Annotated in this window: 12 protein-coding genes; 2 read left to right on the top strand and 10 right to left on the bottom strand. The window is 72.7% G+C overall.

The window, feature by feature from the left end; translation table 11 throughout:
- From AC07FT_RS22300 to AC07FT_RS22265, 8 genes are all read right to left on the bottom strand, one after another.
- A partial coding sequence (locus tag AC07FT_RS22300) for a type I polyketide synthase (RefSeq protein WP_479177772.1) occupies positions 1-1,863 on the bottom strand: 1,863 nt, incomplete at its 3' end.
- Positions 1,864-1,881: 18 nt separating this feature from the next.
- On the bottom strand, positions 1,882-15,903 hold the full coding sequence (locus AC07FT_RS22295) for a type I polyketide synthase (RefSeq protein ID WP_479177771.1): 14,022 nt from the start codon (positions 15,901-15,903) through the stop codon (positions 1,882-1,884).
- 135 nt (positions 15,904-16,038) lie between these two features.
- Positions 16,039-17,142, bottom strand: a complete 1,104-nt coding sequence (locus tag AC07FT_RS22290; protein WP_479177770.1) for an arylcarboxylate reductase — start codon at positions 17,140-17,142, stop codon at positions 16,039-16,041.
- Between the two features lie 2 nt (positions 17,143-17,144).
- Positions 17,145-18,104 (bottom strand): ACP S-malonyltransferase, encoded by a 960-nt coding sequence (locus AC07FT_RS22285; protein ID WP_479177769.1) that lies wholly within the window; start codon positions 18,102-18,104, stop codon positions 17,145-17,147.
- Between the two features lie 678 nt (positions 18,105-18,782).
- On the bottom strand, positions 18,783-19,595 hold the full coding sequence (locus AC07FT_RS22280; protein WP_479177768.1) for a DUF817 domain-containing protein: 813 nt from the start codon (positions 19,593-19,595) through the stop codon (positions 18,783-18,785).
- 105 nt (positions 19,596-19,700) lie between these two features.
- Positions 19,701-20,228, bottom strand: coding sequence for a GNAT family N-acetyltransferase (locus tag AC07FT_RS22275; protein ID WP_479177767.1), 528 nt, complete (start codon positions 20,226-20,228; stop codon positions 19,701-19,703).
- A 244-nt stretch (positions 20,229-20,472) separates the two neighbouring features.
- Entirely contained in the window at positions 20,473-21,756 is a 1,284-nt protein-coding gene (locus AC07FT_RS22270) for a cation:proton antiporter (protein ID WP_479177766.1), read from the bottom strand.
- A 77-nt stretch (positions 21,757-21,833) separates the two neighbouring features.
- The gene (locus AC07FT_RS22265; RefSeq protein ID WP_479177765.1) at positions 21,834-22,112 is read right to left on the bottom strand and encodes a DUF3040 domain-containing protein; all 279 of its coding nucleotides are present in this window, start codon (positions 22,110-22,112) and stop codon (positions 21,834-21,836) included.
- A gap of 212 nt (positions 22,113-22,324) precedes the next feature.
- On the opposite strand from AC07FT_RS22265, the gene AC07FT_RS22260 reads away from it, so the two are divergent.
- Both AC07FT_RS22260 and AC07FT_RS22255 read left to right on the top strand, forming a co-directional pair.
- A complete protein-coding gene (locus AC07FT_RS22260) occupies positions 22,325-23,272 on the top strand; it encodes a HAMP domain-containing sensor histidine kinase (RefSeq protein ID WP_479177764.1) in 948 nt (315 codons plus the stop codon).
- Positions 23,269-23,934: a response regulator gene (locus AC07FT_RS22255; RefSeq protein ID WP_479177763.1), complete on the top strand. Its 666-nt coding sequence runs from the start codon at positions 23,269-23,271 to the stop codon at positions 23,932-23,934. The genes AC07FT_RS22260 and AC07FT_RS22255 overlap by 4 nt, the downstream gene beginning before the upstream one ends.
- A 13-nt stretch (positions 23,935-23,947) precedes the next feature.
- On the opposite strand, the gene AC07FT_RS22250 is transcribed toward AC07FT_RS22255, so the two are convergent.
- Both AC07FT_RS22250 and AC07FT_RS22245 read right to left on the bottom strand, forming a co-directional pair.
- A complete protein-coding gene (locus AC07FT_RS22250; RefSeq protein ID WP_479177762.1) occupies positions 23,948-24,817 on the bottom strand; it encodes an LLM class F420-dependent oxidoreductase in 870 nt (289 codons plus the stop codon).
- A 200-nt stretch (positions 24,818-25,017) separates the two neighbouring features.
- Entirely contained in the window at positions 25,018-26,388 is a 1,371-nt protein-coding gene (locus AC07FT_RS22245; protein ID WP_479177761.1) for a DUF1996 domain-containing protein, read from the bottom strand.
- Positions 26,389-26,550 lie beyond the last annotated feature (162 nt).

The raw sequence follows: 26,550 nt of genomic DNA, 5'->3' as shown, positions 1-26,550 counted from the left end.
ACCCTCACCACCCCGCAGCACCGCCTCCAGCGACCACTCCACATACGGCGACAGCGCACGCTCACACTCCGCCATCCGCCCCGCGAACACCGGCGTGCTGTCGAGCAGTTCCACCGCCATCCCCGCCCACTGCGACCCCTGACCGGGAAACACGAACACGGTCTTCCCCGTGGCCCCGGTCCTGCCGCGCACGACGCGGGGCGAGGGAGTCCCGTCGGCGAGGGCGGCCAGGGCGGCGGTGAAACCGTCCCGGTCCTTGGCCACGACGGCGGCGCGGTGCTCGAACGCGGCGCGGGTGGTCGCCAGCGCGCGGCCGACGCGCCCGGCCTCCGTCGCCGTGCCCCCGGCCGGGTACGTCGCCGTGTCCTGGAGGTGTGCGAGCAGGGACGCGGCCTGGGCGCGCAGGGCGCCCTCGGTGGGTGCGGAGACCACCCACGGCAGCGGACCGGCGGGGGTGTCCCCGGCCACCGGCTCCGGAGCCTCGGTGTCCTCTTCCAGCACGAGATGCGCGTTGGTACCGCTCACGCCGAACGCGGACACCCCCGCCCGGCGCGGACGGCCGGCGTCCTCCCAGGGACGGGCCTCGGTGAGCACCCGCACCTGGCCCTCGGACCACTCGACGAACGGCGTCGGCCGGTCGACGTGGAGGGTTCGCGGCAGCCGCCGGTGGCGCAGGGCCATCACCATCTTGATGACACCGCCGACGCCCGCGGCGCCCGAGGTGTGGCCGATGTTGGACTTCAGTGAGCCGATCCACAGCGGCCGGTCCTCCGGCCGGTCCTGACCGTAGGCGGCCAGCAGCGCCTGCGCCTCGATGGGGTCGCCGAGACGGGTGCCGGTGCCGTGGGCCTCCACCGCGTCGACGTCGCCGGGGGCGAGCCGGGCGTCGGCGAGCGCCTCGGTGATGACCCGCTGCTGGGCGGGACCGCTGGGCGCGGTCAGCCCGTTGCTGGCGCCGTCCTGGTTGACGGCCGAGCCCCGGATGACGGCCAGCACCCGGTGGCCGTTGCGGCGGGCGTCGGCCAGGCGTTCCAGGACCAGCACCCCGGCGCCCTCGGACCAGCCGGTGCCGTCCGCCGCGGCCGCGAACGCCTTGCAGCGCGCGTCCGCCGACAGGGCCCGCTGACGGCTGAAGGCGACGAACGCGTCGGGGGTGGCCATGACCGCCACACCACCCGCCAGTGCCAGCGCGCACTCCCCGGAGCGCAGTGAGCGGATGGCGAGGTGCAGGGCGACCAGCGACGAGGAACAGGCGGTGTCGACGGTGATCGCCGGCCCCTCCAGGCCGAGGGTGTACGCCACCCGGCCGGAGACCACGCTGGCGGCCGTCCCGGTGTCCAGGAGGCCCTGGAGTTCGGGGAGGTGGCGCGATCCGCTGCCGTAGTCGTTGCGCATGGCGCCGATGAACACACCGGTCCTGCTGCCGCGCAGTGCGGTGGGGTCGATGGCGGCCCGCTCGACGGCCTCCCACGCGGTTTCCAGTACGAGGCGCTGCTGCGGGTCCATGGCGAGGGCCTCACGGGGCGAGATGCCGAAGAAGTCCGCGTCGAAGTCGCCCGCGTCGTGCAGGAATCCGCCGTGCCGGGTGAAGGAGGTGCCCGGGTGGTCGGGGTCCGGGTGGTAGAGCGCCTCGGTGTCCCAGCCGCGGCCGACGGGCCAGGTGGTGATGGCGTCGGTCTCCTCGTCCAGGAGCCGCCACAGCCGCTCCGGGGAGTCGACGCCACCGGGATAGCGGCAGCTCATGGACACGATCGCGACGGGATCGTGCCGGGCGTCCTCGGCCTCCCGCAGCCGTCGCCTGGCGTCTCCCAGGTCGGCGGTGGCGCGCCTGAGGTATTCGAGGAGCTTGTCGTTGTCGGGCATAGGTGTCTCGGCTCCCCTTCAGGCCCCGAAGTTGTTGTCGAGCAGTTCGAAGAGTTCGTCGGCGGTCGCGGTGGCGACCGTGCGGGTGCCGGACTCCTCCGGGTCCGGTGGCACCCGTTCGCTCCAGGTGCGCAGCAGGTCCCGCAGCCGGGTGGCGATCTCGTCGGCGCCGGGGGTGTCCGGTCCGGCGGTGGCGAGGGCCCGGCCCAGCCGGTCCAGTTGGGCCAGGACCGGGCGGTCCGGTTCCCGGGGCGCGCACAGCAGCCCGGTCAGATGGTCGGCGAGCGCGCCGGGTGTGGGGTGGTCGAAGACGGCGGTCGGCGGGATGCGCAGTCCGGTCGCCTCGCAGAGGCGGTTGCGGAACGTCACGGCGAGCATCGAGTCGAAGCCGACGGCCGTGAAGGGCTGTCCGGGCGGTACCGCCGCCCCGTCGGTGTGTCCGAGGACGGCCGCGGCGTGTGCGGTGACCAGGCTGAGCACCGTGCGACGGCGGTCCGCGGAATCCAACGGGGCCAGCCGGGCGGCGAGATCGTCCTCGCCGTGCGGGCCGGGCACCGGTGCCGCCGCGGCGGGTGCCGGGGTGGCGGTTCCGTACCGTCCCGGGGTGGGCAGCCAGTAGCGCTCGTGCTGGAAGGCGTAGGTGGGCAGGGGCGGACGGGCGGTCACGGACCGGGGCAGGGCGGTGGCCCAGTCCACCGGCGCTCCGTGCGTCCAGGCTTCGGCGACGGCGGCCAGCATCCGGTCGGCGCCGCCGTCGTCGCGGCGGAGCGTCCCCACGGCCACCGCGGGCCGTTCGGCCCGCTCGGCGGTCGCCTCGACCGCGGCGGTCAGCACCGGATGCGGGCTGACCTCGATGAACAGCTCGTGACCGGCGGTCAGCAGCCGTTCGGTGGCCTGGGCGAACTCCACGGGCGCACGCAGGTTGCGGTACCAGTACGCGGCGTCCAGGGCCTCACCGTCGACGGTGTCCGCCGTCACGGTGGAGTACAGCGGGATGTCGGCGGGACGGGGCCGCACCGGGGCCAGGGCGGCGCGGAGTTCCTCGGCGACCTCGGCCACGTGGGGCGAGTGGGCGGCGTAGTCGACGGGGATCCGCCGGGCCCGGACCGCCTCGCGCCCGCAGTCCGCGAGCAGTCCGGTGAGCGCGTCGGACTCACCGGCGACGACCACGGCGTCCGGGCCGTTGACCGCGGCGATGTGGAGCCGTTCGCCATACGGCGCCAGCAGCGCCCGTGCCCGGTCCCCGGACACGGCGAGCGCGGCCATCCCTCCCCCACCCGCGAGCCGCAGCAACGCCCGGCTGCGCAGCGCCACGACACGGGCGGCGTCGTCGAGGGTGAGGGCCCCGGCCACGCAGGCGGCGGCGATCTCCCCCTGGGAGTGGCCGACGACGGCGTCCGGTACGACACCGTGGGAGCGCCACAGCCCGGCCAGGGACACCATCACCGCGAACAGCACCGGCTGCACCACGTCCACCCGCTCCTGGGGCGGGGCGCCGGGCGCGCCGCGCAGGACGTCGAGCAGGGACCACGCGGTGTGCGGGGCGAGGGCGTCTGCACAGGCGGTGAGGTGCTCCGCGAAAACCGGCGACTCGTCCAGGAGCCGGTGTGCCATACCGGTCCACTGCGGGCCCTGCCCGGGGAAGACGAGGACGGTTCTGGCGTCCTTCCGCTCCAGACCCGTGACGGTGCCGGGCGCGGGCGCCCCGTCGGCCAGCGCCGCGAGCGCGGTCAGGATGTCCTCGCGCGCGGTCCCGGTGACCGCGGCCCGGTGCGGGAACGCGGTACGGGTGGTGGTGAGGGCGTGGGCAAGGCCGGCGAGGGGCAGCTCGGGCCGCTCGGTGGCGTGGGTGTGCAGCCGCCGGGCCTGGGCGCGCAGCGCGGCGGGCGAGGCAGCGGAGAGCGGCAGGGCCACGGCCCCGCCCGTTCCGGGGCCGGTGGGGGTGTCCGGCGATTCCGCCGGGGCCTGTTCGAGGAGGGCGTGGGCGTTGGTGCCGCTCATGCCGAACGACGAGACCCCGGCCCGGCGCGGACGGCCGGTGTCCTCCCAGGGGCGGGCCTCGGTGAGTACCCGCACCGCACCGGTGGACCAGTCCACCCGGTCCGACGGGGCGTCCACGTGGAGGGTGCGCGGCAGCAGGCCGTGGCGCAGGGCCATCACCGTCTTGATGACACCCGCCACGCCCGCGGCGGCCTGGGTGTGGCCGATGTTGGATTTGAGCGATCCGAGCCACAACGGCCGGTCGTCCGGCCGGTCCTGGCCGTAGACGGCCAGCAGCGCCTGTGCCTCGATGGGATCCCCGAGGGTGGTGCCGGTGCCGTGGGCCTCGACGAGGTCGACCTCTGCGCCGGTGAGTCCGGCGGCGGCGAGGGCACGGCGCAGGACCCGCTGCTGCGCGGGGCCGCTGGGGGCGGTCAGCCCGTTGCTGGCACCGTCCTGGTTGACGGCCGTGCCGCGGACGACGGCGAGGACGGGGTGGCCGTGGCGCCGTGCGTCGGAGAGCCGTTCGACGACGAGGACACCGACGCCCTCTCCCCATCCGGTGCCGTCGGCGGTCCGCGCGAAGGAGCGGCAGCGGCCGTCCGGGGACAGTCCCCGCTGTCTGCTGAACTCGACGAACACATCGGGGGACGCCATCACGGCGGCGCCTCCGACGAGGGCGAACGAGCACTCCCCCGCACGCAGGGCCTGTCCGGCGAGGTGCAGCGCGACCAGGGAGGACGAACACGCGGTCTCCACGGTGACGGCCGGGCCCTCGATACCCAGGGTGTAGGCGACGCGCCCGGAGGCGACGCTCGTCACCGTGCCGCTGAGCAGGTGGCCTTCGACGTCGGCCGCGGGGTCCCGCGGTCCGGTGCCGTACCCCTGGGAGGCGAGGCCGAGATAGACACCGCCGGGGGTGCCGCGCACCGAGCGGGGGTCGATGCCCGCGCGCTCCAGCGCCTCCCACGAGGTCTCCAGGAGCAACCTCTGCTGGGGGTCCATGGCCAGTGCCTCGCGCGGGGAGATCCCGAAGAACGCGGCGTCGAAGTCCCCGGCTCCGTCGAGGAAGCCACCGCCGCTGGTGTAGAAGGTGCCCGGCCGTTCGGGGTCGGCGTCGTAGAGCGCCTCGAGGTCCCAGCCACGGTCGGTGGGCAGCGGGCCGATGGCGTCGGTCTCGCTGGTGACGAGGTCCCACAGGTCCTCGGGGCCGCGGACGCCCCCGGGGAAGCGGCAGGCCATCCCGACGACGGCCAGCGGTTCGTCCGGGGCCGCCGCGATGATCTCCGCGGCGCGCGGTGCGGGGACGGCGCCGGTCAGTTCGGCGTGCAGATGGCCGGCCAGCGCGGCGACCGTGGGATGGTCGAACACGGTGCTCGCGGGCAGGGCCAGACCGGTCGTCGCGGTCAGCCGGTTGCGGAGTTCGACGGCGGTGAGCGAGTCGAACCCGAGGGACTGGAAGGGGCGTTCGGTGTCGATGGTGGCGGCGGTGTCGTGTCCGAGTGCGGCCGCGGCTTCCGCGCGTACGAGGTCGGTGAGCGCGCGCCGCCGCTCGGTCTCGGGCAGTCCGCCGAGCCGGTCGCGCCACGGGGCGGCGGTGTCGGTGTCGTCGGCGACGGGCTCGGCGGGCGCGGCCTCGGGCAGTTCGCTCAGCAGCGCGCTGTCCCGGCCGGAGCGGAACGCCGGGGCGAAGCGTGCCCAGTCCACGTGTGCGACCACGGCGTCGTCCTCGCCGCCGTCCAGCAGTCGGTGGAGGGCCGCGAGCGCCGTGTGCGGTGCCATCGACACCAGGCCGTGGCGGTGGAGGGCCGCTCCGGTCTCGCCCTCGGCCATGCCCGCCCCCGCCCAGGGCCCCCACGCGATGGAGAGGGCGGCGCGGCCACGGGCGCGCCGGTGTGCGGCGAGGGCGTCCAGACAGGCGTTGGCGGCGGCGTACCCTGCCTGTCCGCCGCTGCCCCAGGTGGCGGAGACCGACGAGAAGAGCACGAAGGCGTCGAGGTCGTCCCCGAGCAGGGCGTCGAGGTGCGCGGCGCCGCGCACCTTGGCCGCCGTCTCCTCGGCGAACCGGGCGGGAGCGTGGTCCACGAGCTTGGTGTGCGAGGTGACTCCGGCGGCGTGGAAGACCGCCCGTACGGTGTCACCGGCGGCCGTCAGCCGGTCCAGTGCGGACTCCAGCGCGGCCCGGTCGGCGACATCGCAGGACAGCACCGTGGTACGGGTACCGGCCGCGGTCAGTTCGGCGGCGAGGTCCGCGGCGCCCGGGGTGTCCGGGCCTCGACGGCTCGTCAGCACCAGGTGCTCGGCACCGCGTCGCGCCAGGGAACGGGCCACCTGGGCGCCGAGACCTCCGGTACCGCCGGTGATGAGCACGGTGCCGCGCGTGGTCCAGGTGTCCGCGTCCCGCGGTACGGCCACGCGGTGCTGCGGCGCCCTGCGGAGGCGGCGGCCGTGGAGGGTACCGTCCGGGCCGATGGCCACCTGGTCCTCGGCGGGAACACCCGCCCCGGCACGGTCGCTCCCCTCGGCGCGGACCTCCCCGGCCAGTACGGCGCACAGCCGGTGGAGCGCGATGGCACCGGGCCGCTCGGGCAGATCGACCAGACCGCCCCAGCGGTCGGGGTGTTCCAGCGCGGCAACCCGTCCCAGGCCCCACACCTGAGCCTGTTCCGGACGGTCCGGTCCCCCGCTCCCGGGGGCCACGGCGCCGGTGGTGGCGCACCACAGCGGGGCGGACGATCCGGCGTCGCCGAGAGCCTGGACGAGCAGCAGGGTGGCTTCGGGTCCGGTGGCGGGAGCGAGCAGGGAGAGCACCCCGGTGATCCCGGTGGGGATCAGCGCGGTGAGCCCGGCGCGGTCGGTGTCCTCGGGGACGGTCAGCACGGTCACCTCGGCGCCGTGCTCGATCAGCGCGCTCCGGCAGGGCTCGGTGAGGGAGGGCTGACCGGCGGCGGACACCACGAGCAGCCAGGTCCCGTCCAGCCGGGCCGCGGAGGCGGCGGTCAGGGGGCACCAGCCGACGCGGTAGGTCCAGTCCTCCCCCGCGCCGAGGGGCCGCGCGGTGGGGAGCGCGGGCCAGAACCGCCGACGCTGGAACGGGTAGGTGGGCAGGTCGACATGGTGCGCCGCCGGGTGGCGGACCATGGACCAGTCGACGGGCACACCCCGGACGTGGAGCCCCGCCAGCGCGGCTGTGAGCGACTCCGGTTCGGTCCGCCCGTCGCGGAGCAGCGGCAGTGCGCGGCAGTCGCCGGTGGCCGCCCCGGACTCCTCCACGAGACCGCACAGGACACCGCCCGGGCCGAGTTCGAGGCAGCTGGTGGTTCCCTCGGTGAGCAGACGGCGGGCCCCATCGAGGAAGCGCACGGTGCCGCGGACATGACGGACCCAGTAGTCCGGGTCACACAGTTCGCCGACGGTGGCCCGCTCGCCGGTGAGGTTGGAGATCACTGGGATGCGCGGCTCGGCGTAGGTCAGGCTCTCGGCCACGCGCCTGAAGTCGTCCAGCATCGCGTCCATGTGTGCGGAGTGGAAGGCGTGGCTGACCGTCAGCTCCTTGGTGCGAAGGCCCTGTGCGCGATAGTCCTCGGCCAGCCGCAGCACCGCCGCCCGGTCGCCGGACACCACGGTGGAGCGCGGGGCGTTGAGGGCGGCGATCGAGACGGCCCCACGGTCCGCCGGGAGGGCGGCGATGGCCGCGGCCACATCGCCCTCGTCGGCCTCCAGCGCCGCCATGGTGCCGTCCCCGGGCAGCGCGTCCATCAGCCGGGCGCGGGCTGCCACCAGCGCGCAGGCGTCGGGCAGGCTGAGCACCCCGGCCGCGTGGGCGGCGGCCAGTTCGCCGATGGAGTGTCCCATCAGCAGGTCGGGGCGTACCCCCCGGTGCTCCATCAGCCGGAACAGCGCCACTTCGAGGGCGAAGAGGGCGGGTTGGGTGTGGCCGGTGCGGTGCAGCGACGCCGCCTCGTCCGTGTCCGGTGCGGCGAACATGATGTCGCGCAGCGGCACGTCCAGATGCGGGGCGAGATGGGTGAGGACATCGTCGAGCGCGTCGGCGAAGGCGGGTTCGGCGGTGTAGAGCCCGGCACCGGCACCCGCGCGCTGGCTGCCCTGGCCGGAGAAGAGGAACGCGGTGCGGCCGGGAGCGCCGACGGCACCGGTGACCAGGCGCCCGTGCGAGCTCCCCGTGGCCAGGGCGTCCAGGGCGGCGAGGACGGCGGTCCGGTCGTCGCCGAGGACCGCGGCACGGTGGCCGAGCGCGGCACGGCCGGTGGCCAGCGCGGTCGCCACGTCCGCCATGTGGTGGCCGTCGCCGGTGTCCTGTTCCATGAGGTACGCGCGCAGCCGCGCGGCCTGGTCCCGCAGGGCGCGCGGGTCGTGGGCGGAGAGCAGCAGCGGAAGGGCGGTCCCGGTGGCGGGTCCGGTCTCCGGCGCGATGGTGTGGCAACCGGTGTCCGGCGCCTGCTCGAGGATGACGTGGGCGTTGGTGCCGCTGATACCGAAGGAGGAGACTCCGGCGCGGCGCGGTGCCCCGGTGTCGGGCCATGGGGTACGGACGGTCAGGGGGCGTACGTCGGCCGCGGACCAGTCGACGTGCGGGTTCGGCTGGTCGGCGTGGAGCGTGCCCGGCAGTTCAGCGGCGCCGAGCGCGAGCACCATCTTCATCACTCCGGCCACCCCGGCGGCGGCCTGGGTGTGCCCGATGTTGGACTTCACCGATCCCAGCCACAACGGGCGCCCGGCGGGCCGGTGTCCGTGCACGTTCTGGAGCGCCTGGGCCTCGATGGGGTCGCCCAGAGCGGTGCCCGTGCCGTGTGCTTCGACGGCGTCCACCTGGTCGGGGCGGAGACCGGCGTCGGCCAGTGCGGCGCGGACGACCTGCTCCTGGGCGGGGCCGCTGGGGGCGGTGAGCCCGTTGCTCGCGCCGTCCTGGTTGACCGCGCTGCCGCTGATCAGCGCGAGCACACGGTGTCCGTGGCGGCGGGCGTCGGAGAGGCGTTCGAGGAGGACCACACCGGCGCCCTCGCCCCAGCCCGTGCCGTCCGCGCCCGCGCCGAACGCCTTGCAGCGACCATCGGCGGCCAGTCCGCGCTGACGGCTGAACTCGACGAAGAGCCGGGGAGTGCTCATCACCGTCACGCCTCCGGCGAGCGCGCGGTCGCAGTCGCCGCGCCACAGCGCCTGTGCGGCCAGGTGCAGCGCGACGAGCGACGAGGAGCAGGCCGTGTCCACGGTCAGGGCGGGACCGCGCAGTCCGAGGACGTAGGAGAGGCGGCCGGACAGCACACTGGCCGTGGTCCCGGTGAGCAGATGGCCCTCGGACACCTCGGGGGCGTCACCGGCCACGCCGGTGTAGTCCTGGCCGTTGGTGCCGATGAACACACCGACAGCGCCCCCGCGCAGCGCGAGAGGGTCCTGCCCCGCGTGCTCCACCGCCTCCCACGCCGTTTCGAGGAGCAGCCGCTGCTGCGGGTCCATGGCGAGGGCCTCGCGCGGGGAGATCCCGAAGAAGTCGGCGTCGAATCCGGCGATGTCGTCCAGGAATCCGCCCCGGGTGCAGTAGGTGGTCCCGGTGTGGTCGGGATCGGGGTCGTAGAGCGCGGCCGCGTCCCATCCGCGGTCCGCGGGCCACTCGGTCACGGCGTCCCCGCCCTCGGCGAGCAGGCGCCACAGGCCGTCGGGGTTCCGCACGCCACCGGGGAGCCGGCAGCCCATGCCCACGATGGCGATGGGGTCCTCGTGCGCGGCGGGGGCGGCCACCGGGCCTGAGGTGGCTGCCTCGTCCCCGTCGGAACCGACCGCGGCCTCGTGCAGCAGGTGAGTGGCGAGGAGTTCGGGTGTCGGCCGGTCGAAGAGGACGGTGGCGGGCAGCCGTACGGCGGTGGCCGCGGACAGCCGGTTGCGCAGTTCGACGGCGGTCAGCGAATCGAACCCCATGGCGGAAAAGGCCAGCTCAGGGCGGATGGCGCCGGGGTCGGCGTGCCGCAGCACGGCCGCCGTGTGGGCCCGCACCACATCGAGGACATACCGGGCCCGTTCGGTGGCGGGCACCTCGGCGAGCCGGTCGCGCAGCGCACCGGTACCGGTGCCGGGACCGCCGCCGTCGCCCGGGCCACCGTCCCCGGCGCGGACCGCGCTCAGCAGCGCCGTCGCGCGGAGGGCGGTGACCGTGGCGTAGCGTTCCCAGTCGGCGTCGGCGACCACCACCAGTGCGTCGTCCTCGGCCAGGGCCCGACCGATCGCGGTGACGGCGGCCTCCGGTGCCATGGAGGGCAGCCCTCGGTCCCGGAGCCGGTCGGCCACCCCGTCCCGCAGCATCCCCTCTCCGGCTGCCCAGGCTCCCCAGGCGATGGCGGTGCCGGGCAGTCCTTCGGCGCGCCGCGTGGCGACCAGGGACTCCAGCGCCGCGTTGGCCGCCGCGTAGTTGCCCTGCCCCGCGTTGCCCACGACGCCCATGACGGAGGTGAAGACGACGAACGCCGAGAGCCGGTGTCCCACCGTGGCCTCGTGGAGCACGCGGGCGGCGGTGAGTTTGGAGCGGAGGCTTGCGGCCGTCCGCTCGGGGGTGAGGGTGTCCAGTGTGCCGTCGTCCAGGACGCCCGCGGCGTGGACGACGGCGGTGAGCGGACGCTCCCGGGGCAGGGCACCGAGGAGTTCCGCCGTCCGGACCGGGTCGGCGACATCGCACGTGGCGATCGTCACCGCCGCCCCGAGCTCCTCCAGTTCCGTCCGCAGCGCGGTCGCTCCGGGCGCGTCGGGGCCGCGGCGGCTGACGAGGAGCAGATGCGGCCCGTCCGGCCCGGCGAGCCACCGCGCCACATGCGCGGCGACACCTCCGGTGCCACCGGTGATCAGCACCGTGCCGCGTCCCAGCGCGACCCCGGCCGGGAGGGCGAGGTTCCGGGATGCGGGGGCGGGCAGCAGCCGCCGACCGTGCACACCGGTCGGCCGTACCGCGACCTGGTCCTCATCGGTCACGGAGGCCAGCACGGCGCACAGCCGTCGCAGGGTCCGCTCGTCGGGGGCCGACGGGAGGTCGATCAACCCGCCCCAGCGATCGGGGTGTTCCAGCGCCGCGGTACGCCCCAGCCCGGCGACGGCCGCGTGGGCGGTGGGCCCCGGCCGCTCCCCCGCACCGAGGACGGCAGCGCCACGGGTGAGGCACCACAGCGGGGCGTCGATCCCGGCGTCACCCAGGGCCTGGATGAGCGCGAGGGTGAGCGCGACCCCACCGGGTAGGTCGGGATGGCCGGGGTGCGGGCGGAGTTCATCGGCCAGCAGGGACAGTACGCCGGTGACCGGCCGTGCGGCGGCTCCGGCGGCTCCGGCGGCTCCGGCGGCTCCGGCGGCTCCGGCGGCTCCGGCGGCTCCGGCGGTGAGAACGGCTGCCAGCGACGCGCGGTCTGCGCCGGGACCGCCGACGGTCACCACTGTCAGGTCGAGACCGATGGCGACCAGGCCCGCCACCACGTCCTGCGATCCGTCGCCACCAGGGCAGACAGCCAGCCAGCGGCCGGGCGGCGCGTCGGCGGGCGGCAGGGCCAAGGGCTGCCAGCCGACGTGGTGACGCCAGGAGTCGGCGCGGCGTGCCACGGCCCGTTCGGAGCGCCAGGAACTGAGCGCGGGCAGCACTTCCCGCAGCGCCTGCGGGGTGACGTGCAGGGTTTCGGCGAGCCGGGCCGGGTCGGTGTGGGCGAGGGTTTCCCACAGGTCGTCCCCGGCGGAGCCGGACACCGGGGTGCCGGGGGCGGCCATATCGACCCAGAACCGCTCCCGCTGGAAGGGGTAGGTGGGGAGCTCGACGCGCCGGGCACCGGTCTTCTCGAAGGCAGGCGTCCAGTCCACCGGAACACCACGGACATACGCCTCGCCCAGCGACAGCAGCATCCGCTCCATACCGCCCTCGCCACGACGCAACGTGCCGGTGACAACCGCTTCCGCGCCCACCCTCTCGACGGTCTCCTGCACGGCTGCGGTCAGCACCGGATGCGGACTCACCTCGACAAACGCACCGAAGCCCTCCTCCACCAGCACACGCACCGCAGACCCGAAACCCACCGGGCTGCGCAGATTCGCATACCAATAGCCACCATCCATCAACGACGTGTCCAGCCAGCCACCCGTCACCGTGGAGAACAACGGAACATCACCACTCTGCGCCGTGACCCCCTCCAGCGCAGAGCACAGCTCCTCCTCGATCCGCTCCACCTGCACACAATGCGAGGCATAGTCGACATCGACCCTGCGCGCACGCACCCCCCGCCCCGCACACGAAGCGACGAGTTCATCGAGCGCCTCGACCTCACCCGCCACCACCACCGACGAAAGCCCATTGACCGCAGCCACCGACAACCGGCCACCCCACGGCTCCACCAACACCCCGGCCTCGGCCGCCGAACACGCCAACGACACCATCCCGCCAGAACCCGCCAACCGGCACAGAGCCTGACTGCGCAACGCCACCACCCGCGCCCCATCCACCAACGACAGACCACCCGCCACCACAGCCGCCGCGATCTCCCCCTGCGAATGCCCCACCACCGCATCCGGCACCACACCAAACGAACGCCACACCCCCGCCAACGAAACCATCACCGCAAACAACACCGGCTGCACCACATCCACCCGGTCCAACCCCAACCCCGAACGAACCACCTCACACAACGACCACTCCACACAAGGCGCCAACGCCACCTCACACTCACCCATCAACGCCGCGAACACCGCACACTGATCCAGCAGCTCAGCCGCCATCCCCACCCACTGCGACCCCTGCCCCGGGAAGACGAACACCGTTCCACCCGACACCACACCACCGCCGGATAACACCACCGGCGACGGCACACCCCCGCTCAGCGCGTCCAATCCGCCCAACAGCGCGTCACGATCCCCGACCACCACCGCACGGTGCTCCAGTGAGGGCCGCCCCGTGCACAGGGACAGTCCGACATCGGCGGCGGTCACTTCGGACCGGTCCCCGAGATGGTCGGTCAGGCGGCGCGCCATCTCCCGCAGAGCGGTCTCGCTCCGGGCGGACAGTGTCCACGGGACGGGAGCGCGGTCCTCCGGTGCGGGGCGCACGGCGGCCGGTGGCTCGACCGGCTGTTCCAGGATCACATGGGCGTTGGTGCCACTGACACCGAAGGACGACACCCCCGCCCGGCGGGGCCGGTCGTGTCCGGGCCAGGGCTCCGGCCCGGTGAGCAGTCGTACCTGGCCCGCGCTCCAGTCCACGTGCGGGGAGGGCTCATCGATGTGCAGGGTCCGCGGGAGCTGGGAGTGGCGCATGGCCAGGACCATCTTGATGACACCGCTGACACCTGCTGCCGCCTGGGTGTGGCCGATGTTGGACTTCAGCGAGCCCAGCCACAACGGCCGGTCCTCCGCCCGCCCCTGCCCGTACGCGGCCAGCAGCGCCCCCGCCTCGATCGGATCACCCAGCGTCGTACCCGTGCCATGGGCCTCCACCACGTCCACGTCCCCCGCCGCCAACCCCGCGTCGGACAGAGCCGCCCGGATGACCTTGCGCTGTGCCGAACCGCTCGGAGCGGTCAGACCGTTGCTCGCACCGTCCTGGTTGACAGCCGAACCCCGCACCACCGCCAGCACCGGATGACCGTGCCGACGCGCGTCGGACAGCCGCTCCAACAGCAGGACTCCCGCGCCCTCGGCGAGGCCGAAGCCATCGGCCGCCGCGGAGAACGCCTTGCAGCGGCCGTCGGCCGACAGGGCGTTCTGACTGCTGAACTCCACGAACATGCCCGGTGTCGGCATCACGGTCGCCCCACCGGCCAGGGCGAGGGAGCACTCACCGCGGCGCAGTGCCGTGACCGCGAGATGCAGTGCCACCAGCGAGGACGAGCAGGCGGTGTCCACCGTGACGGCCGCGCCCTCGAAACCGAAGGTGTACGCGATACGGCCGGACGCCACACTCGCGGCGTTGCCCGTCAGCACATGGCCGCTGGCATCGGTGGCCTCGTGGAGCCGGGGCCCGTAGTCCATGGTCATCACGCCCATGTACACACCGGTCCGGCTGCCGCGCAGCGAGGTCACGTCGATTCCGGCGCGTTCGAAGACCTCCCATGACGTCTCCAGCAGCAGGCGCTGCTGCGGATCCATCGCGAGGGCCTCACGCGGCGAGATACCGAAGAACGCGGCGTCGAACCGGTCGGCGTCGTAGAGGAATCCGGCCTCGCGCTGGTGGGTGCGGTCGGCGCCCGCCATGTCCCAGCCGCGGTCGACGGGGAACGCCGACACGGCGTCGGCGCCCTCGCTCAGCAACTCCCAGAGCCGCTCCGGCCCGTCGACACCGCCGGGCAGGCGGCAGCCCATCGCGACGATCGCCACCGGGTCGTCGTCACCGGAGGTGAGCGGGATCTGCGGTACCGCCGTGTCATCGGGCTCCGCGTCGGCCGTGAACCCGGGGCAGAGCCGCTCGGCCAGGGCCCTGGGGGTGGGGTGTTCGAACACCGCGGTCACCGGCAGGTCGGTCGCGGTGGCGGCGATGAGCCGGTTGCGGAGTTCCACGGCGGTGACCGAGTCGATGCCCAGGCCGATGAAGGTGGTGTCGGGGTCGACGGGACCGCCCCCGAGGACGGTGGCGGCCTCCTGCCGCACCAGCCGGAGGAGCCGTTCACGCCGTCCGGCGGCGGTGAGCCCGTCCAGCTCCTCGCGGAGGGTCCCGGACCGCGCCCCGGGACCGGCGCCGGCGTCCTCGTCGTGCTCCTCCCGGGGCACACCGTCGGGGTCCCGGAGGTCAGGGGGCAAGGTGGCGGGACGGGCGTCGAGTCCGGCGAAGACCGGGTCCGGATCGGGTGTGACGCCGTGGACGTACGCCTCGCCCAGGGAGGTGAGGAACTGGGTCCGGCCTCCGTGGTCCCGGCGGAGCGTGGGGGTGACCCGGGCGTCGATGCCCCGCTCCTCGGCGGTCGCCTGGAGCGCCGAGGTGAGCACCGGATGCGGGCTGATCTCGACGACGGTGCGGTGGCCGTCACTCAGCAGCGCGGCGGTGGCCTCGTCGAACCGGACCGGTTGCCGCAGGTTGCGGGCCCAGTAGGCGGCGTCGAGTACGGGCTCGCGGAGCAGGTCTCCGGTGAGTCCCGAGTAGTACGGGAGGGTCGCCGCGAGCGGCTGGACCGGCGCCAGTTCGGTGTGCAGACGCGGGACGATGGCGTCGATGTGCGGAGAGTGGGCGGCGAGTCCGACGGCGATCCGCCGGGCGTGGACACCAGCGGCGGTCAGACGCTCGACCGCTTCCGCCACGGCGGCCGCGGCACCGGACACGATGACGGACCGGGGCCCGTTCACCGCGGCGATGACCACGTCGTCGCCGAAGGGTTCGAGCAGCGGCTCCAACCGGGCGCGGGACGCCATGACGGAGGCCATGTCCCCGCGTCCGTTCAGCGTGGCCTGCGCCTGGCTCCACCGCGCCACCACCAGGGCGCTGTCATCCAGGGTGAGGGCGCCGGAGACCGCCGCGGCGGAGATCTCCCCACAGCTGTGGCCCAGGACCGCCGTCGGCTGCACACCATGGGCGCGCCACACCGCGGCCAGGCCGACACCCACCGCGAACAGTGCCGGCTGTACGACGTCCGGCCGCTCCAGGGCGGGTGCGCCGTCGGAGCCGCGCAGGATGTCCAGGAGCGACCAGTCGACGTGCGGTTCGAGGGCCTGGGCACACGCGTCCACCTGCGCCCGGAACACCACTGATTCATCGAGGAGCCGACCCGCCATACCGGGCCACTGCGCGCCCTGCCCCGGGAAGACGAACGCGACACCGCCCGCGTCGCCGGGACTTCCCTCGGCCAGGCCCGGCATCGCGCGGCCGTCGGCGAGCGCGTCGAGCCGTTCCCTGAATCCCTCCAGGTCGCCAGCGGTCAGCGCGGCGCGCGGCCCTTGGGCCAGGGGCATCCGGGCGAGGGCGAGTCCGATGGCGGCGGGGCTGGTGTGCGCCGACACCTCGAGGTGGTCGCGCAGCCGCCGCGCCTGCGCCCTCAGCGCTCCCCGGCCATCCGCGGACAGGGTCCACAGGACGGGTTGCCCGGCAGGGGATGTGAACGCCATCACGCCATGACTCCTTCGCGTGTTGTGGGGGATTCTGGAGGGAACGGAGAGTCGAGCACGGCCCCCTCGACGACGGCCTGGGGCACGACAGAGCGTGTCGTGCCAGAGGAGGGGCCCGGTACGTCGGACGACGAGTCAGTACAGACCCTCGGGTGCCGAGTTCGTCATCTGGAGCGGGCGGACATCGGCGACGCCGTCACACGGCCAGTCGCCGTCGGTGTAGCGGGCCGCCTGGTCGCGTTCCAGGATGTTCGGCAGGAAGAGGTTCTCGTGGAGCACCGTGAGACGGACCTGCCCCGTTTCGCCGGGGGCGACGACGGAGGACCAGTCACCCTTGCTGACGACCGCCATGGTCACCTGGGGGTAGTTCGGCAGGTACGGGATCGACCGGCTCTCCGGGCCCACTCCGACGCAGGCGGCGTTGCCGAAGGTGTTGCCGTAGCTGATACCGCAGATGCCGCCGTCCAGCGCGGCCAGGAAGTCACGGTACATGGCGGTGTTGATCTGGGTTCCGCTCAGACGCACACCGTCCAGGCCCGCCACGGCCTCGGGACACCGCCGCCTCATGTTCTCGAACAGCGCCGGGGTGGTGTTGAGGTAGTCGACGCCGCCCCGGTCCAGGACATCGGTGATCTGCTCCAGGAGGTGTGTGGTGTAGCGCTCGACGTCCGCGAGACGTCCTTCGCGGATCAGCCGCTTGACCCACCGCGAGTCCATGTCGATGGCGTACACCTGTCCCGCGTGGAGGTCGGCGACCTCCCACACCCCGTGGCCGATGAGATGCGGTCCGGTGGGAGTGGCCTGCAACCAGGTCCGGCCGGGGGCGAAACCCTCCCGGACGAAGGACCAGCGGCGCCAGACCCCACGGTGCCACAGCATGTCGGGGGTGTAGAAGACCCGGCACGGACGGCCGGTGGTGCCCCCGGTGTCCCAGACCCGCCCGGCGAGGGGCCGGGGTACCGCCCGCGGGACGAGGTCCTCCGGGTTCCGGGTGCGCAGGTCGGCCATGGGGAACGGACCGAAGGCGGTGAGCTCTTCATAGCGCGTGATGTCGAGGGGGTCGAAGCCGAGCCCGTCTGCTCGTCCCAGCCAGTAGGGACTTCCGGAATCCGGGTCGAACGTCCTCCGGACGACCTGACGAGTCCACTGGTCGATATCGACGTCCAGCCATTTCGAGACCAAGGCGTCGAGGTCCGGCACAACTATGTCGGGGTCGGTTTCCCGCAGGACTTCTGTCATGTTCACCGACCCTGCGCGCCGGAGAAATCGAGACCCAGTTCGTACACGGTACTGACGGCGAGTTCGATGTGTTCGGGCCGCGCCACATGGACCACCGGAAAGGGAAAGTCGAGCAGCCCTTCGGGGATGGACGGCCCCATCACCAGACCCAGCCGCACTCCGCAGTCCCGCATTCCCTCGTAGAGGTGGACCAGGCTGATCGGCTCGGTCGCGTTCCGCAGGAACATGGACCGCACATCGTCCTCGGTCTTCATCGCCCCGCGTTCCAGGCACGAGAGCAGCGGAACGCTCGGTGCGGTGAAGGGCATGGACGCGATGTACGGCGCCATGAACTCGCGGTACGGCGCGCGCAGCGGGGAGTGGACGGCGATGGTCCGGCCCGGCAGCGGCACGATCGCTCCCGGCGGGACCGCGGCGGCGAGCTCCTCCAGGGCCGCCTGATGACCGGCCAGCATATGGATCCGCTGGGAGCCGTCGACGGTCGGCCCGAAGTCCCCGGCCGGATGGACACCGGCCACGCCCTCCCACGGCCGGGTGACATCGGCATCCCCCGCCGGGACGAAGGCCAGCGCCATACCCTGCGCGACATCGCCGGGCCCGGGGTCGGGCACGCTTCCGGCCCGGGTCAGCATGGCGAACAGTTCCTGCCGGTCGAGCGCCCCGGCCAGCGCGCCGGCGGTCATCGCCCCCAGGCTCAACCCGCCGATGACCGCCGGTCTCAGACCCGCGTCGGCGAGGAGGTCGTGCACGGCCATCGCGAGCGCCGCCTCCCGGATGCTCCCCACGCTCTGCCGCCGCTCCTGACCCTCGGGCAACTCGTCGCGGAGGATCTGCTCGGGCGTGAGGCCGGTCCATCCGGATATCTGCTCGTACAGCCGGCGCATCAGAGGAGATGTCTCGTACAGCTCGATTCCATGTGGCTCATTTCCCACACCGCCGCCGAACAAGTACCCCAGGGACATGACTCACTCCAATCGAAAACAGATAGCAGCGACTGAACGTCACTTCGAATTCATACGGCTTCCCGGGCAACTATTCCCGGTATTCACCGGACACATCCTCGAGAGGGACCGGACGGACCGCCTGGTCCAGCCAATGAATGGAGAATCGAACTCATGAGCAATTCCAAGCCCACTGACGGAAAGCCAGACCGGGCGATCGGGAAGGGAATCAGTGACGATCAGCGGCGAGCCTAACATCACGAACCGCTTAACCGATCAACACCCTCGGGATTCAGTCAGTGTTCCACCAGCCCCCGAGGTGCCCTTGATAGTAGCGACCGAACGCACCCCGGAAGGACGGAAGGAGGATCTCCCTACTCGCCGGAAACCATCAATTCGAGCCTCCAGATAATTCGAACTCGGCAGCGAGTCCGAGGCGCTGAACACCGTCGATCTCATGGAGTCGGACATATGTGGGATGAGATCCGGAAACGTCGTCGGCCGGCCACGAACGACCATCGCACCACGACCGGTTCCACCACGGGCCCGGTCCGTGACACCGCGCCACTCACCCACTTGCGCTGCACCGGAGCCCCGGCAGCCCACCGGTCACCGCGCCACCGCACCCGGCCGCGCCCCCGAACGCCCCCACCCACCCGGACGCGGCCGAGAACTGCCCCCGCGCCCTGGTCAGTGGTGTCACACGGTGAGACGGTCCGCCGCGCCCGTTCGGCGCTGGCTCCCCGACCGGTGTCCGCCGGACTTCATACGTTCGACCAGCACGAAGGTGACGCTGATCAGCAGCGCCCAGGCACCGAACTTGCTGAGCGCCACGGGCTGCCAGCCACCGAGCTGATGGGGGTAGCTCCACGCGCCCACGTAGGTGGCCGCGTTCTCCGCCACCCACAGGAAGAAGCCGATGAGGACGAAGGAGAGCGCCAGCGGCATCCGGTAGCGACGGTCCCCGACGGTGAAACCGACCGAGGCCCGGGCGGTGACGGCCAGCATCGCGGCGGCCAGGATCCAGCGGGCGTCCGGGAGCCAGTGGTGGGTGAAGAAATTGAGGTAGACGGCCGCCGCCACCACGGAGGTCGCGGTGGCGAGGTAGCCGGTGAAGCGCAACTGGAACAGGTCCCAGGCACGGCACACATAGCCGGCGACGGCCGCGTACATGAACCCGCCGTACAGTGGCACGCCCGCCACCTTCGTCACGGCGTCCTCGGGGTAGCTCCAGGACCCCATATGCACTTTCACCAGCTCGAACAGCAGACCGACACCATGGCATACGACGATCACCACCGTGTCCCGCCCGCTCTCCCACCCCAGTCGGCGCGCGACGAAGGTGAGCAGCACACCGTAGACGAGCACCAGGTCATACCGTGCGATCGGCAGGTCCGGCAGTATCCGGGAGACGGCGATACCGCCGAGGAGCGCCACCGCGAACACGCAGCAGCGCACCTGGAGCATCGTGAACCTGACCAGCTGGCGTATCCCGCCGAAGACCGTGCGCATGTTCAGGAGGACGCCACAAAGCCCCCGGCGGTTGGCACCGGAAGCCAACCGCCGGGGGGGAAGGAGAACGACGGTGGCGCGGCACCGCCGCCCCCACCAGTACCGTTATCCGTGCTGGTCAGCGCCCGTGAACCGGAACCTTGCCGTGTGCGCCTCGGTGGTCCAGCGCCGGAAACCCGCCTTCTCCAGCACCCGCACGGAGGCCGGGTTCGACAACTCCACATCGGCGAACACGGTCCGGACACCCGGAGCGGTGAGGGCGAACTCCGTCAGCGCCCGGGTGGCCTCGGAGGCGTAGCCCCGGCCACGGCGGGACTCGACGATGCCGTATCCGATTTCCAGGGTGCCGTCGGTGGGAGGCCAGAAGAGGCCGAGCGAGCCCACCACCTGACCGCTGTCGCGCTCGAGGACCACGCGGTGGCCGTGTTCTCCGAGCCAGTCGGGGTGGTCACCGAAGAGGCTCGCGATGACGCGGTCGCCGTCGGCGGGGAAGTCCTCCGCCCAGTGGGACGACCTGGTGTCGGCGAGAACCGCGGTGGCCTCGTCAGTGGTCCAGGGCCGCAGGACGAGACGGTCGGTGGTCAGATCCAGCTGCGTGGGGTCGAGCGGTGTGGAGGAGAATGAGGACGTCACGTGTCACTCCTGATGAGTGGGAATGACCGGACCGCGCGGCGTCAGCCCGCGGGCCGGACAAGGGCATGCCGATGGAGGCTCACCGCGGCCATATTCATCGACCTCCTTGTCCCGCTGATCGCGCGCCTCTCGCGCCGGCGCGACAGTAGCAACGCCGCCACTGCCCGGCAAACCCATTATGACCAGGCGTCGTTGGCCCGCCGTCGAGGTGCCCGCGGAGGACGGAGCCGCCCGGTCCGCCTTCTCATCCGCGGCCGTCGGCACCGTTGCCGGACGGCGCCGCGGTGACGGTTTCCGGCGGCGCGGATGCCGTATCGGTGTGCGGCACCGTCGGCGTACGGGTCCGGGGCCCGGACAGCAGGACCGGGGCGGCCCGCAGTGCGCGGGCGAGGAGGTGGGCGCGCCCGGCGAGGACAGGGCCGAGCACCGCCAGGACGAGGACGTAACCGGCGATGAACGGGGCGAGGCGGCTGTGGAGTCCCGCGCTGGTGGCCATGGCGGCGAGGATCAGCGCGAACTCACCGCGTGCCACCAGGGTGGTGGCGATCTCCGCCGCGGGCTGGGCACCGTAGCGGTAGAGGCGGGCGACGAGCAGTCCGGCGGCCACGTTCACCACCAGGGTCAGTGTCGCCGCGGCGGCCACCGGAGCGGCGGCGGACGCCATGTCGCCCGGGTCGATGGCCAGTCCGAACGCGAAGAAGAAGATGGCCGCGAAGGCGTCGCGCAGGGGGTGCACCAGCTTGCGGATCCGTGTCCCGGCGGGCGTCCCGGCGAGGATCAGGCCGACCATGAAGGCGCCGATGGCGTCGGCGACTCCGAGTATCTCCGACACACCCGCGATGAGCACGGCGGCGCCGAGGAAGCTGATGACCAGCAGTTCGTTGTCCCGGACCGCGACCAGGCGGCCGATCAGCCGGGTGCCGTGGCGCGCGGCGGCGGCCAGCATCAGGAGGAATCCGAACGCCCTGGCCGCCTGGGTGACCGTCTCCCCCATGCCCTCGGCACCGCTGATGACGGGCTGGACCGCGGCAAGGTACAGCGCCAGGAAGATGTCCTCCACCACGATGACGCCCAGGATCAGCCGGGTCTCCGGGTGGGCGATACGGCCCAGGTCGATGAGGATCTTGGTGACGATCGCCGAGGAGGAGATGCCCAGCACCCCGGCGAGGACCAGGGCCTCCCGGGCACCCCAGCCCAGCGCGAAACCGAACCCCAGTCCCGCTCCGACGTTGAGCAGCAGATAGATACCACCGGCGGCCAGCAGGCGCCGGCCACCGCTTCTGAGGTCGTCGAGGTGGAACTCCAGGCCCAGGTAGAACAGCAACAGCACCAGACCGAGCGCGGAGAGCATCTCGAAGTCGTGTGCGTCCTGGACCAGGACCGGCCCCGGAGTGTGCGGACCGAGCAGGATCCCGGCGAGCATGAACAGGGGGATGGTCGGCAGGCCGATGCGGCTGCCGAGCCGGGCGAGTACGGCGGCGGCCAGGAAGGCGCCGCCCATGGCGAGCAGGGTGTCGGCATGTCCCACGGGTCACCACCTTCGGCAGCTCGGGCACAGGGCGTGCGGATGTGTCGGGGCGCGGACGGTGAACGGGCGGCGGGCGGTCATCGGGGCCGGTCGGCCCGTTGCCCGCCCGCTGAAATGAGCAGATGGACCGCCGCCCCCGTGGTGACCAGGCCCGATGCCAGGAGCAGGCCGTGGGGCAGCGCCAGGCCCAGGGCCAGCATGGCCAGGGAGACGGCCAACAGGATCCAGGCCGGTCCGCGCCGGTACTCCCGCGGCCTGCGCGGCTGCCCGGCGCCCAGCCCGCGGGCGAAACGCGGATCGCTCCGCTCGGTCCGCTCCGCGAGATCGTTCAGCAGCGGGTCACCGGTGGGTGCCATGGCTCCTCCTCCCATGGACGGCGGTCTCGGTGTCCTGCCACGGTCACATGGAACCCCCGTGCCCCGGTATCGGTGGCAGCACCCATATCGGCGGGCGGCCGCCTCCCATCCGGATGTCCGCCCCCTGGGTGCGGCCACCGATGCGCACGGCCCCAGGATGGCCGTGACGGCCATAGTGGAAGAAGGCGGCCACCGGAAGGAGGCAGCCCGCAATGCCCCTGTTCTGGCGGATCTTCCTGCTCAACGCCGTGATCCTGATCGTGGCCACCGCGCTGCTGCTCGGCCCGGTCACGGTGTCCACACCCGTGCTGCTGACCGAGGCGGGCATCCTGCTGGCCGGGCTGGCCGTGATGCTCATCGCCAACGGTGTGCTGCTGCGCATCGGGCTCGCACCGCTGCAACGGCTCACCTGGGCGATGACCACCACCGATCTGCTGCGCCCCGGACGGCGCCCGGCCGCTGGCGGGCACAGCGAGGTGGCCGAGCTGATCAGGACGTTCAACGCCATGCTCGACCGGTTTGAGGCCGAGCGCGCCACCAGCGCCGCGCGTGCCCTGTCCGCCCAGGAGGCCGAACGCCACCGGATCGCCCAGGAGCTCCACGACGAGGTCGGCCAGACACTGACCGCCGTCCTGCTGGACCTGAAGCGGGTGGCCGTCCACGCACCACCCGCGGTGCGCGAGGAACTCCACGAGGTCCAGGAGACCACCCGCACCAGTCTGGACGAGATCCGCCGCATCGCCCGCCGGCTGCGCCCCGGGGTGCTGGAGGAGCTGGGTCTGACCAGTGCGCTGAAAGCCCTCACCGACGAGTTCGGCAGCTCCGCCCTGGACGTGCGCCACCGCATCGACGGCGATCTGCCGCAGCTGGACAAGGACACCGAGCTCGTCCTCTACCGCGTCGCGCAGGAGAGCCTGACCAACGCCGCCCGCCACTCAGGCGCCCACCGCGTCGAGCTCGCGCTCACCCGCACCCCCGAGGGCATCGAACTGTGTGTCCACGACGACGGCCACGGCCTCCGGGACGCCGCGGAAGGCGCCGGTATCCGCGGTATGCGCGAACGTGCGCTGCTCATCGGCGCCGACCTGACACTGGGGACCGGCGCCGAGCGCGGCACCGACGTCAGACTGGCCGTCCCCACCCACCACCGGAGCCGATGACCGTGTCCGAGGCGAACGAGACCCGCATCCTGCTGGCGGACGACCACGCCCTGGTCCGCCGGGGAGTCCGCCTCATCCTCGAGGGCGAACCCGATCTCACCGTCGTCGCCGAGGCGGCCGACGGCGCCGAGGCCGTCGAGGCCGCCCGCGCCCACCGCCCCGACCTGGCCATCCTCGATATCGCCATGCCACGGCTGACGGGTCTGCAGGCGGCGCGCGAGCTCTCCCGCGTCCAGCCCGGAACCCGGGTGCTCATCCTGACCATGTACGACAACGAGCAGTACTTCTTCGAAGCGCTGGCGGCCGGAGCCTCGGGCTATGTACTGAAGTCCGTGGCCGACCGCGATCTCGTCGAAGCCTGCCGCGCCACCATGCGCGGCGAACCCTTCCTCTACCCCGGCGCCGTGAACGCCCTGATCCGCAACTACCTCCACCGCGCCAGGGAGGGCGAGGACATCCCGGAGCGGGCCATCACCGAACGCGAGGAGGAGATCCTCAAACTCGTCGCCGAGGGGCACAGCTCCCAGGAGATCGCCGGTCTGCTGGTCATCAGCGTCAAGACCGTGGAGCGCCACCGCGCCAACCTCCTGCAGAAGCTGGGTCTGAAGGACCGGCTGGAGCTCACCCGGTACGCGATCCGCGTCGGCCTGATCGAACCGTAACCGCTCGCGGGCGTCACCCCGGCGATGTGATCCAGCGGTCGGCGAGCCCGGCCACCCACACGGTGGCCGCGTCCGGGGTGGCCGGTGGCGCTCCGACCACCACCAGTTCGGTCACCCCCGCATCGGCCAGAGCGGGCAGCAGACCGGGGCCGCCATCGCTCAGGGCGACGGCGACGGTGGGCTCCGTGGCCGGGCGGTGGTGACTCGCGCAGTATTCCCGGAGGGCCCGGACGCGTTCGCCGACGGCCTCCGCGGGGAGGTTGAAGCCGTACCAGCCGTCCCCGAAGGCGGCGACCCGGCGCAGTGCCGCGTCGCTGTTCCCGCCCACCACGACCGGGATCCGCCGGTCACGCACCGGTTTGGGGTTGACCCGGATCCCGTCGAAGCGGGTGAACTCCCCCTCGAACGAGGCCACATCACGGTCCCAGAGGGTGCGCATGACGGCGACGTACTCCGCGGTGCGGCGGCCGCGATGGGCGAAGGGGACGCCGAGCGCGGCGAACTCCTCGGCGGACCAGCCGACACCGACCCCCAGGGTCAACCGCCCGGCGGAGAGCACATCGAGCGTCGCCGCCTGTTTGGCCACGGCGACCGGGTTGTGCTCGGGGAGCAGCAGAATGCCGGTGGCCAGACCGATCCGGGTGGTCACCGCCGCGGCGAAGGTCAGCGCGAGCAGGGGGTCGAGCCAGTCCGCGTCGGCGGGGACGGCGATCCGGCCGTCGTCGGAGTAGGGGTAGCGGGAGGACGGGGTGTCGACCATGACGATGTGTTCACCCGCCCACAGGGTCGCGAAGCCGTGTGCTTCGGCGGCCTGCGCCACCGCGCGGATGATCCGCGGTCGCGCGCCGTTCCCGATGCCGAGCGCGTGCAGTCCCACCTGCATCAGCCACCTCCGCCCTCGGGATGACCGTAACGGCGCCGGCGGTGGCCGACCACGCGGCGGTGTGGCCGTGGGGCGGGAGGCGGATCGCGTCACCCGAACGGTCCTCCCCGGCTTGCCGCACGTTCCTCCGGCGCGGACGACACCGCTCGTACGGCGTCGCTCCGGGGACGGTCGGTCCCCGGAGCTGTCCGCGACCTGTCTCAGCCGCAGCGGCGGCCGGAGTTGATGCAGCTGACGGCCTTCTTCATCAGCTTCTTCGACATGGCGTTGATGAAGTCGCCGTGGTCGGTGACCGGCTTGTGCAACGACTCGGGGAAGCTGTCGATGGCGAACGCGGTCGAACCGGCGAGCCCCTTGTAGGTCACCCGCTGCACCAGCTGCGGGATCGGCCGGAAGCCCGCAGGACACGCACCACGCTCGTCGGCGAAGGCGACGTGTGAGCGGTGGTTGGCGCTGTCGGTGTTCTTGCCGTCCCAGCAGTTCTGGAACTTCGCCACACGCATCAGATCGCTGCCCTTCGGGCAGATCGGGTACTTGTCGCGCAGCTCGACCTTGTTCTCGAACCCGGTGCAGGTGAAACGGGCGTTGGCGTTGGCGCCGCCGTTGGCGTTGGCCTTGGCGTCACCGGTGATGATGCGCAGGAACCGCGGCATGGCGGTGACCTTGGCGTTCGGATTGCCGATGAACTGCAGTGAGACGCGCGCGGGGGTGAGGATCTTCCCGGTGTTCCCCTCGGCACCGCCACCCTGCTTGTCGGCGTCCGACTCCTGGACGCCGTCGCGGTCCCGCAGCACCGGCCAGTAGTAGGTGGACCGGTCACCGTTGGTGCAGGTGGTCCGGGACGCGGCCAGGGAACGGTCATCGGTGAAGGCGTCCACACCGATGGCCCCGACGTAGTCATGGGTGTGGTGGGCGCCGTTGCTCACGCCCGGGGCCACGATGACGTTGTCCGAGTTGAACCGGCCCGCCTTGTTGACACCGCACCGGGTGCGGAACGCGCCCTTGGACGCCGCGCGGCCGTTGGCCACCGGCCGCACATTGGGCTGGACCCTGGTGATGTCCACGAAGTCCTCCGGCGCGGGTCCGCCGGTGGGCTGCGGTGTGCCGGTGGGCTGCGGTGTGCCCGTTGCGGGCGTCTGCTGGGGGCTCTGTTCCCCGCTGCCGCCCGGTGCGGTCGTCGTACCCCCGACCGTACAGGCCGCGAGGCTCTGGAGGTCCTTCGGACGCTCGGCGCCGGTCCGTTCGACGGCTATCTCGATCCGCTCCAGGATGGCCGATCGCTTGGCGAGCAGCGGGTCGAGGACGGTGCGGGAGGACACGCCCTGCTCCGAGAGCCTGGTGTCCGCGGTCTCGATGTCCCGCCGCATCAGCTCCAGGCTGCGCCCCACCTCCGCGGACGCCGCCCGGGGAACGTCTCCCAGCCTGTCCTTCACCTCGGGGCAGATCACACCACCGGCGCTCGGTTCACCGGAGTTGCTGGCGTTGGCTCCCACGTTGATGGCTACCAGCCCGCCCCCTCCGAGCACCAGCCCGGCGAGCCCGAACAGGGCTTTACGCCGCGTGCCGTTCACTTTGTGCCGTTGCCTCATCAGGTGCTCGCTTCCATCGGGTTCCGGGGCCAGGCGCCGTACGCAGGTCGTAGGGCGCCCCGTTGGCGCCAGAGTCTGGCAACAGTCGCACGCCGGAAGGCGGTCTCGGCTGAGTGCGTCACCATCTCGTAAGACATGGCCGCC

Source organism: Streptomyces sp. NPDC045899 (assembly GCF_056431485.1).
The sequence above is the reverse complement of the archived record's forward strand: the minus strand, read 5'-3'. Positions and strand labels throughout refer to the sequence as shown.

Excerpts from the sequence above, each read along its gene's own strand:
- AC07FT_RS22250 (WP_479177762.1), bottom strand. The coding sequence starts at position 24,817 with ATGCAGGTGGGACTGCACGCGCTCGGCATCGGGAACGGCGCGCGACCG.
- AC07FT_RS22260 (WP_479177764.1), top strand. The coding sequence starts at position 22,325 with ATGCCCCTGTTCTGGCGGATCTTCCTGCTCAACGCCGTGATCCTGATC.
- AC07FT_RS22295 (WP_479177771.1), bottom strand. The coding sequence starts at position 15,903 with ATGGCGTTCACATCCCCTGCCGGGCAACCCGTCCTGTGGACCCTGTCC.
- AC07FT_RS22285 (WP_479177769.1), bottom strand. The coding sequence starts at position 18,104 with ATGTCCCTGGGGTACTTGTTCGGCGGCGGTGTGGGAAATGAGCCACAT.
- AC07FT_RS22265 (WP_479177765.1), bottom strand. The coding sequence starts at position 22,112 with ATGGCACCCACCGGTGACCCGCTGCTGAACGATCTCGCGGAGCGGACC.
- AC07FT_RS22255 (WP_479177763.1), top strand. The coding sequence starts at position 23,269 with ATGACCGTGTCCGAGGCGAACGAGACCCGCATCCTGCTGGCGGACGAC.
- AC07FT_RS22280 (WP_479177768.1), bottom strand. The coding sequence starts at position 19,595 with ATGCGCACGGTCTTCGGCGGGATACGCCAGCTGGTCAGGTTCACGATG.
- AC07FT_RS22290 (WP_479177770.1), bottom strand. The coding sequence starts at position 17,142 with ATGACAGAAGTCCTGCGGGAAACCGACCCCGACATAGTTGTGCCGGAC.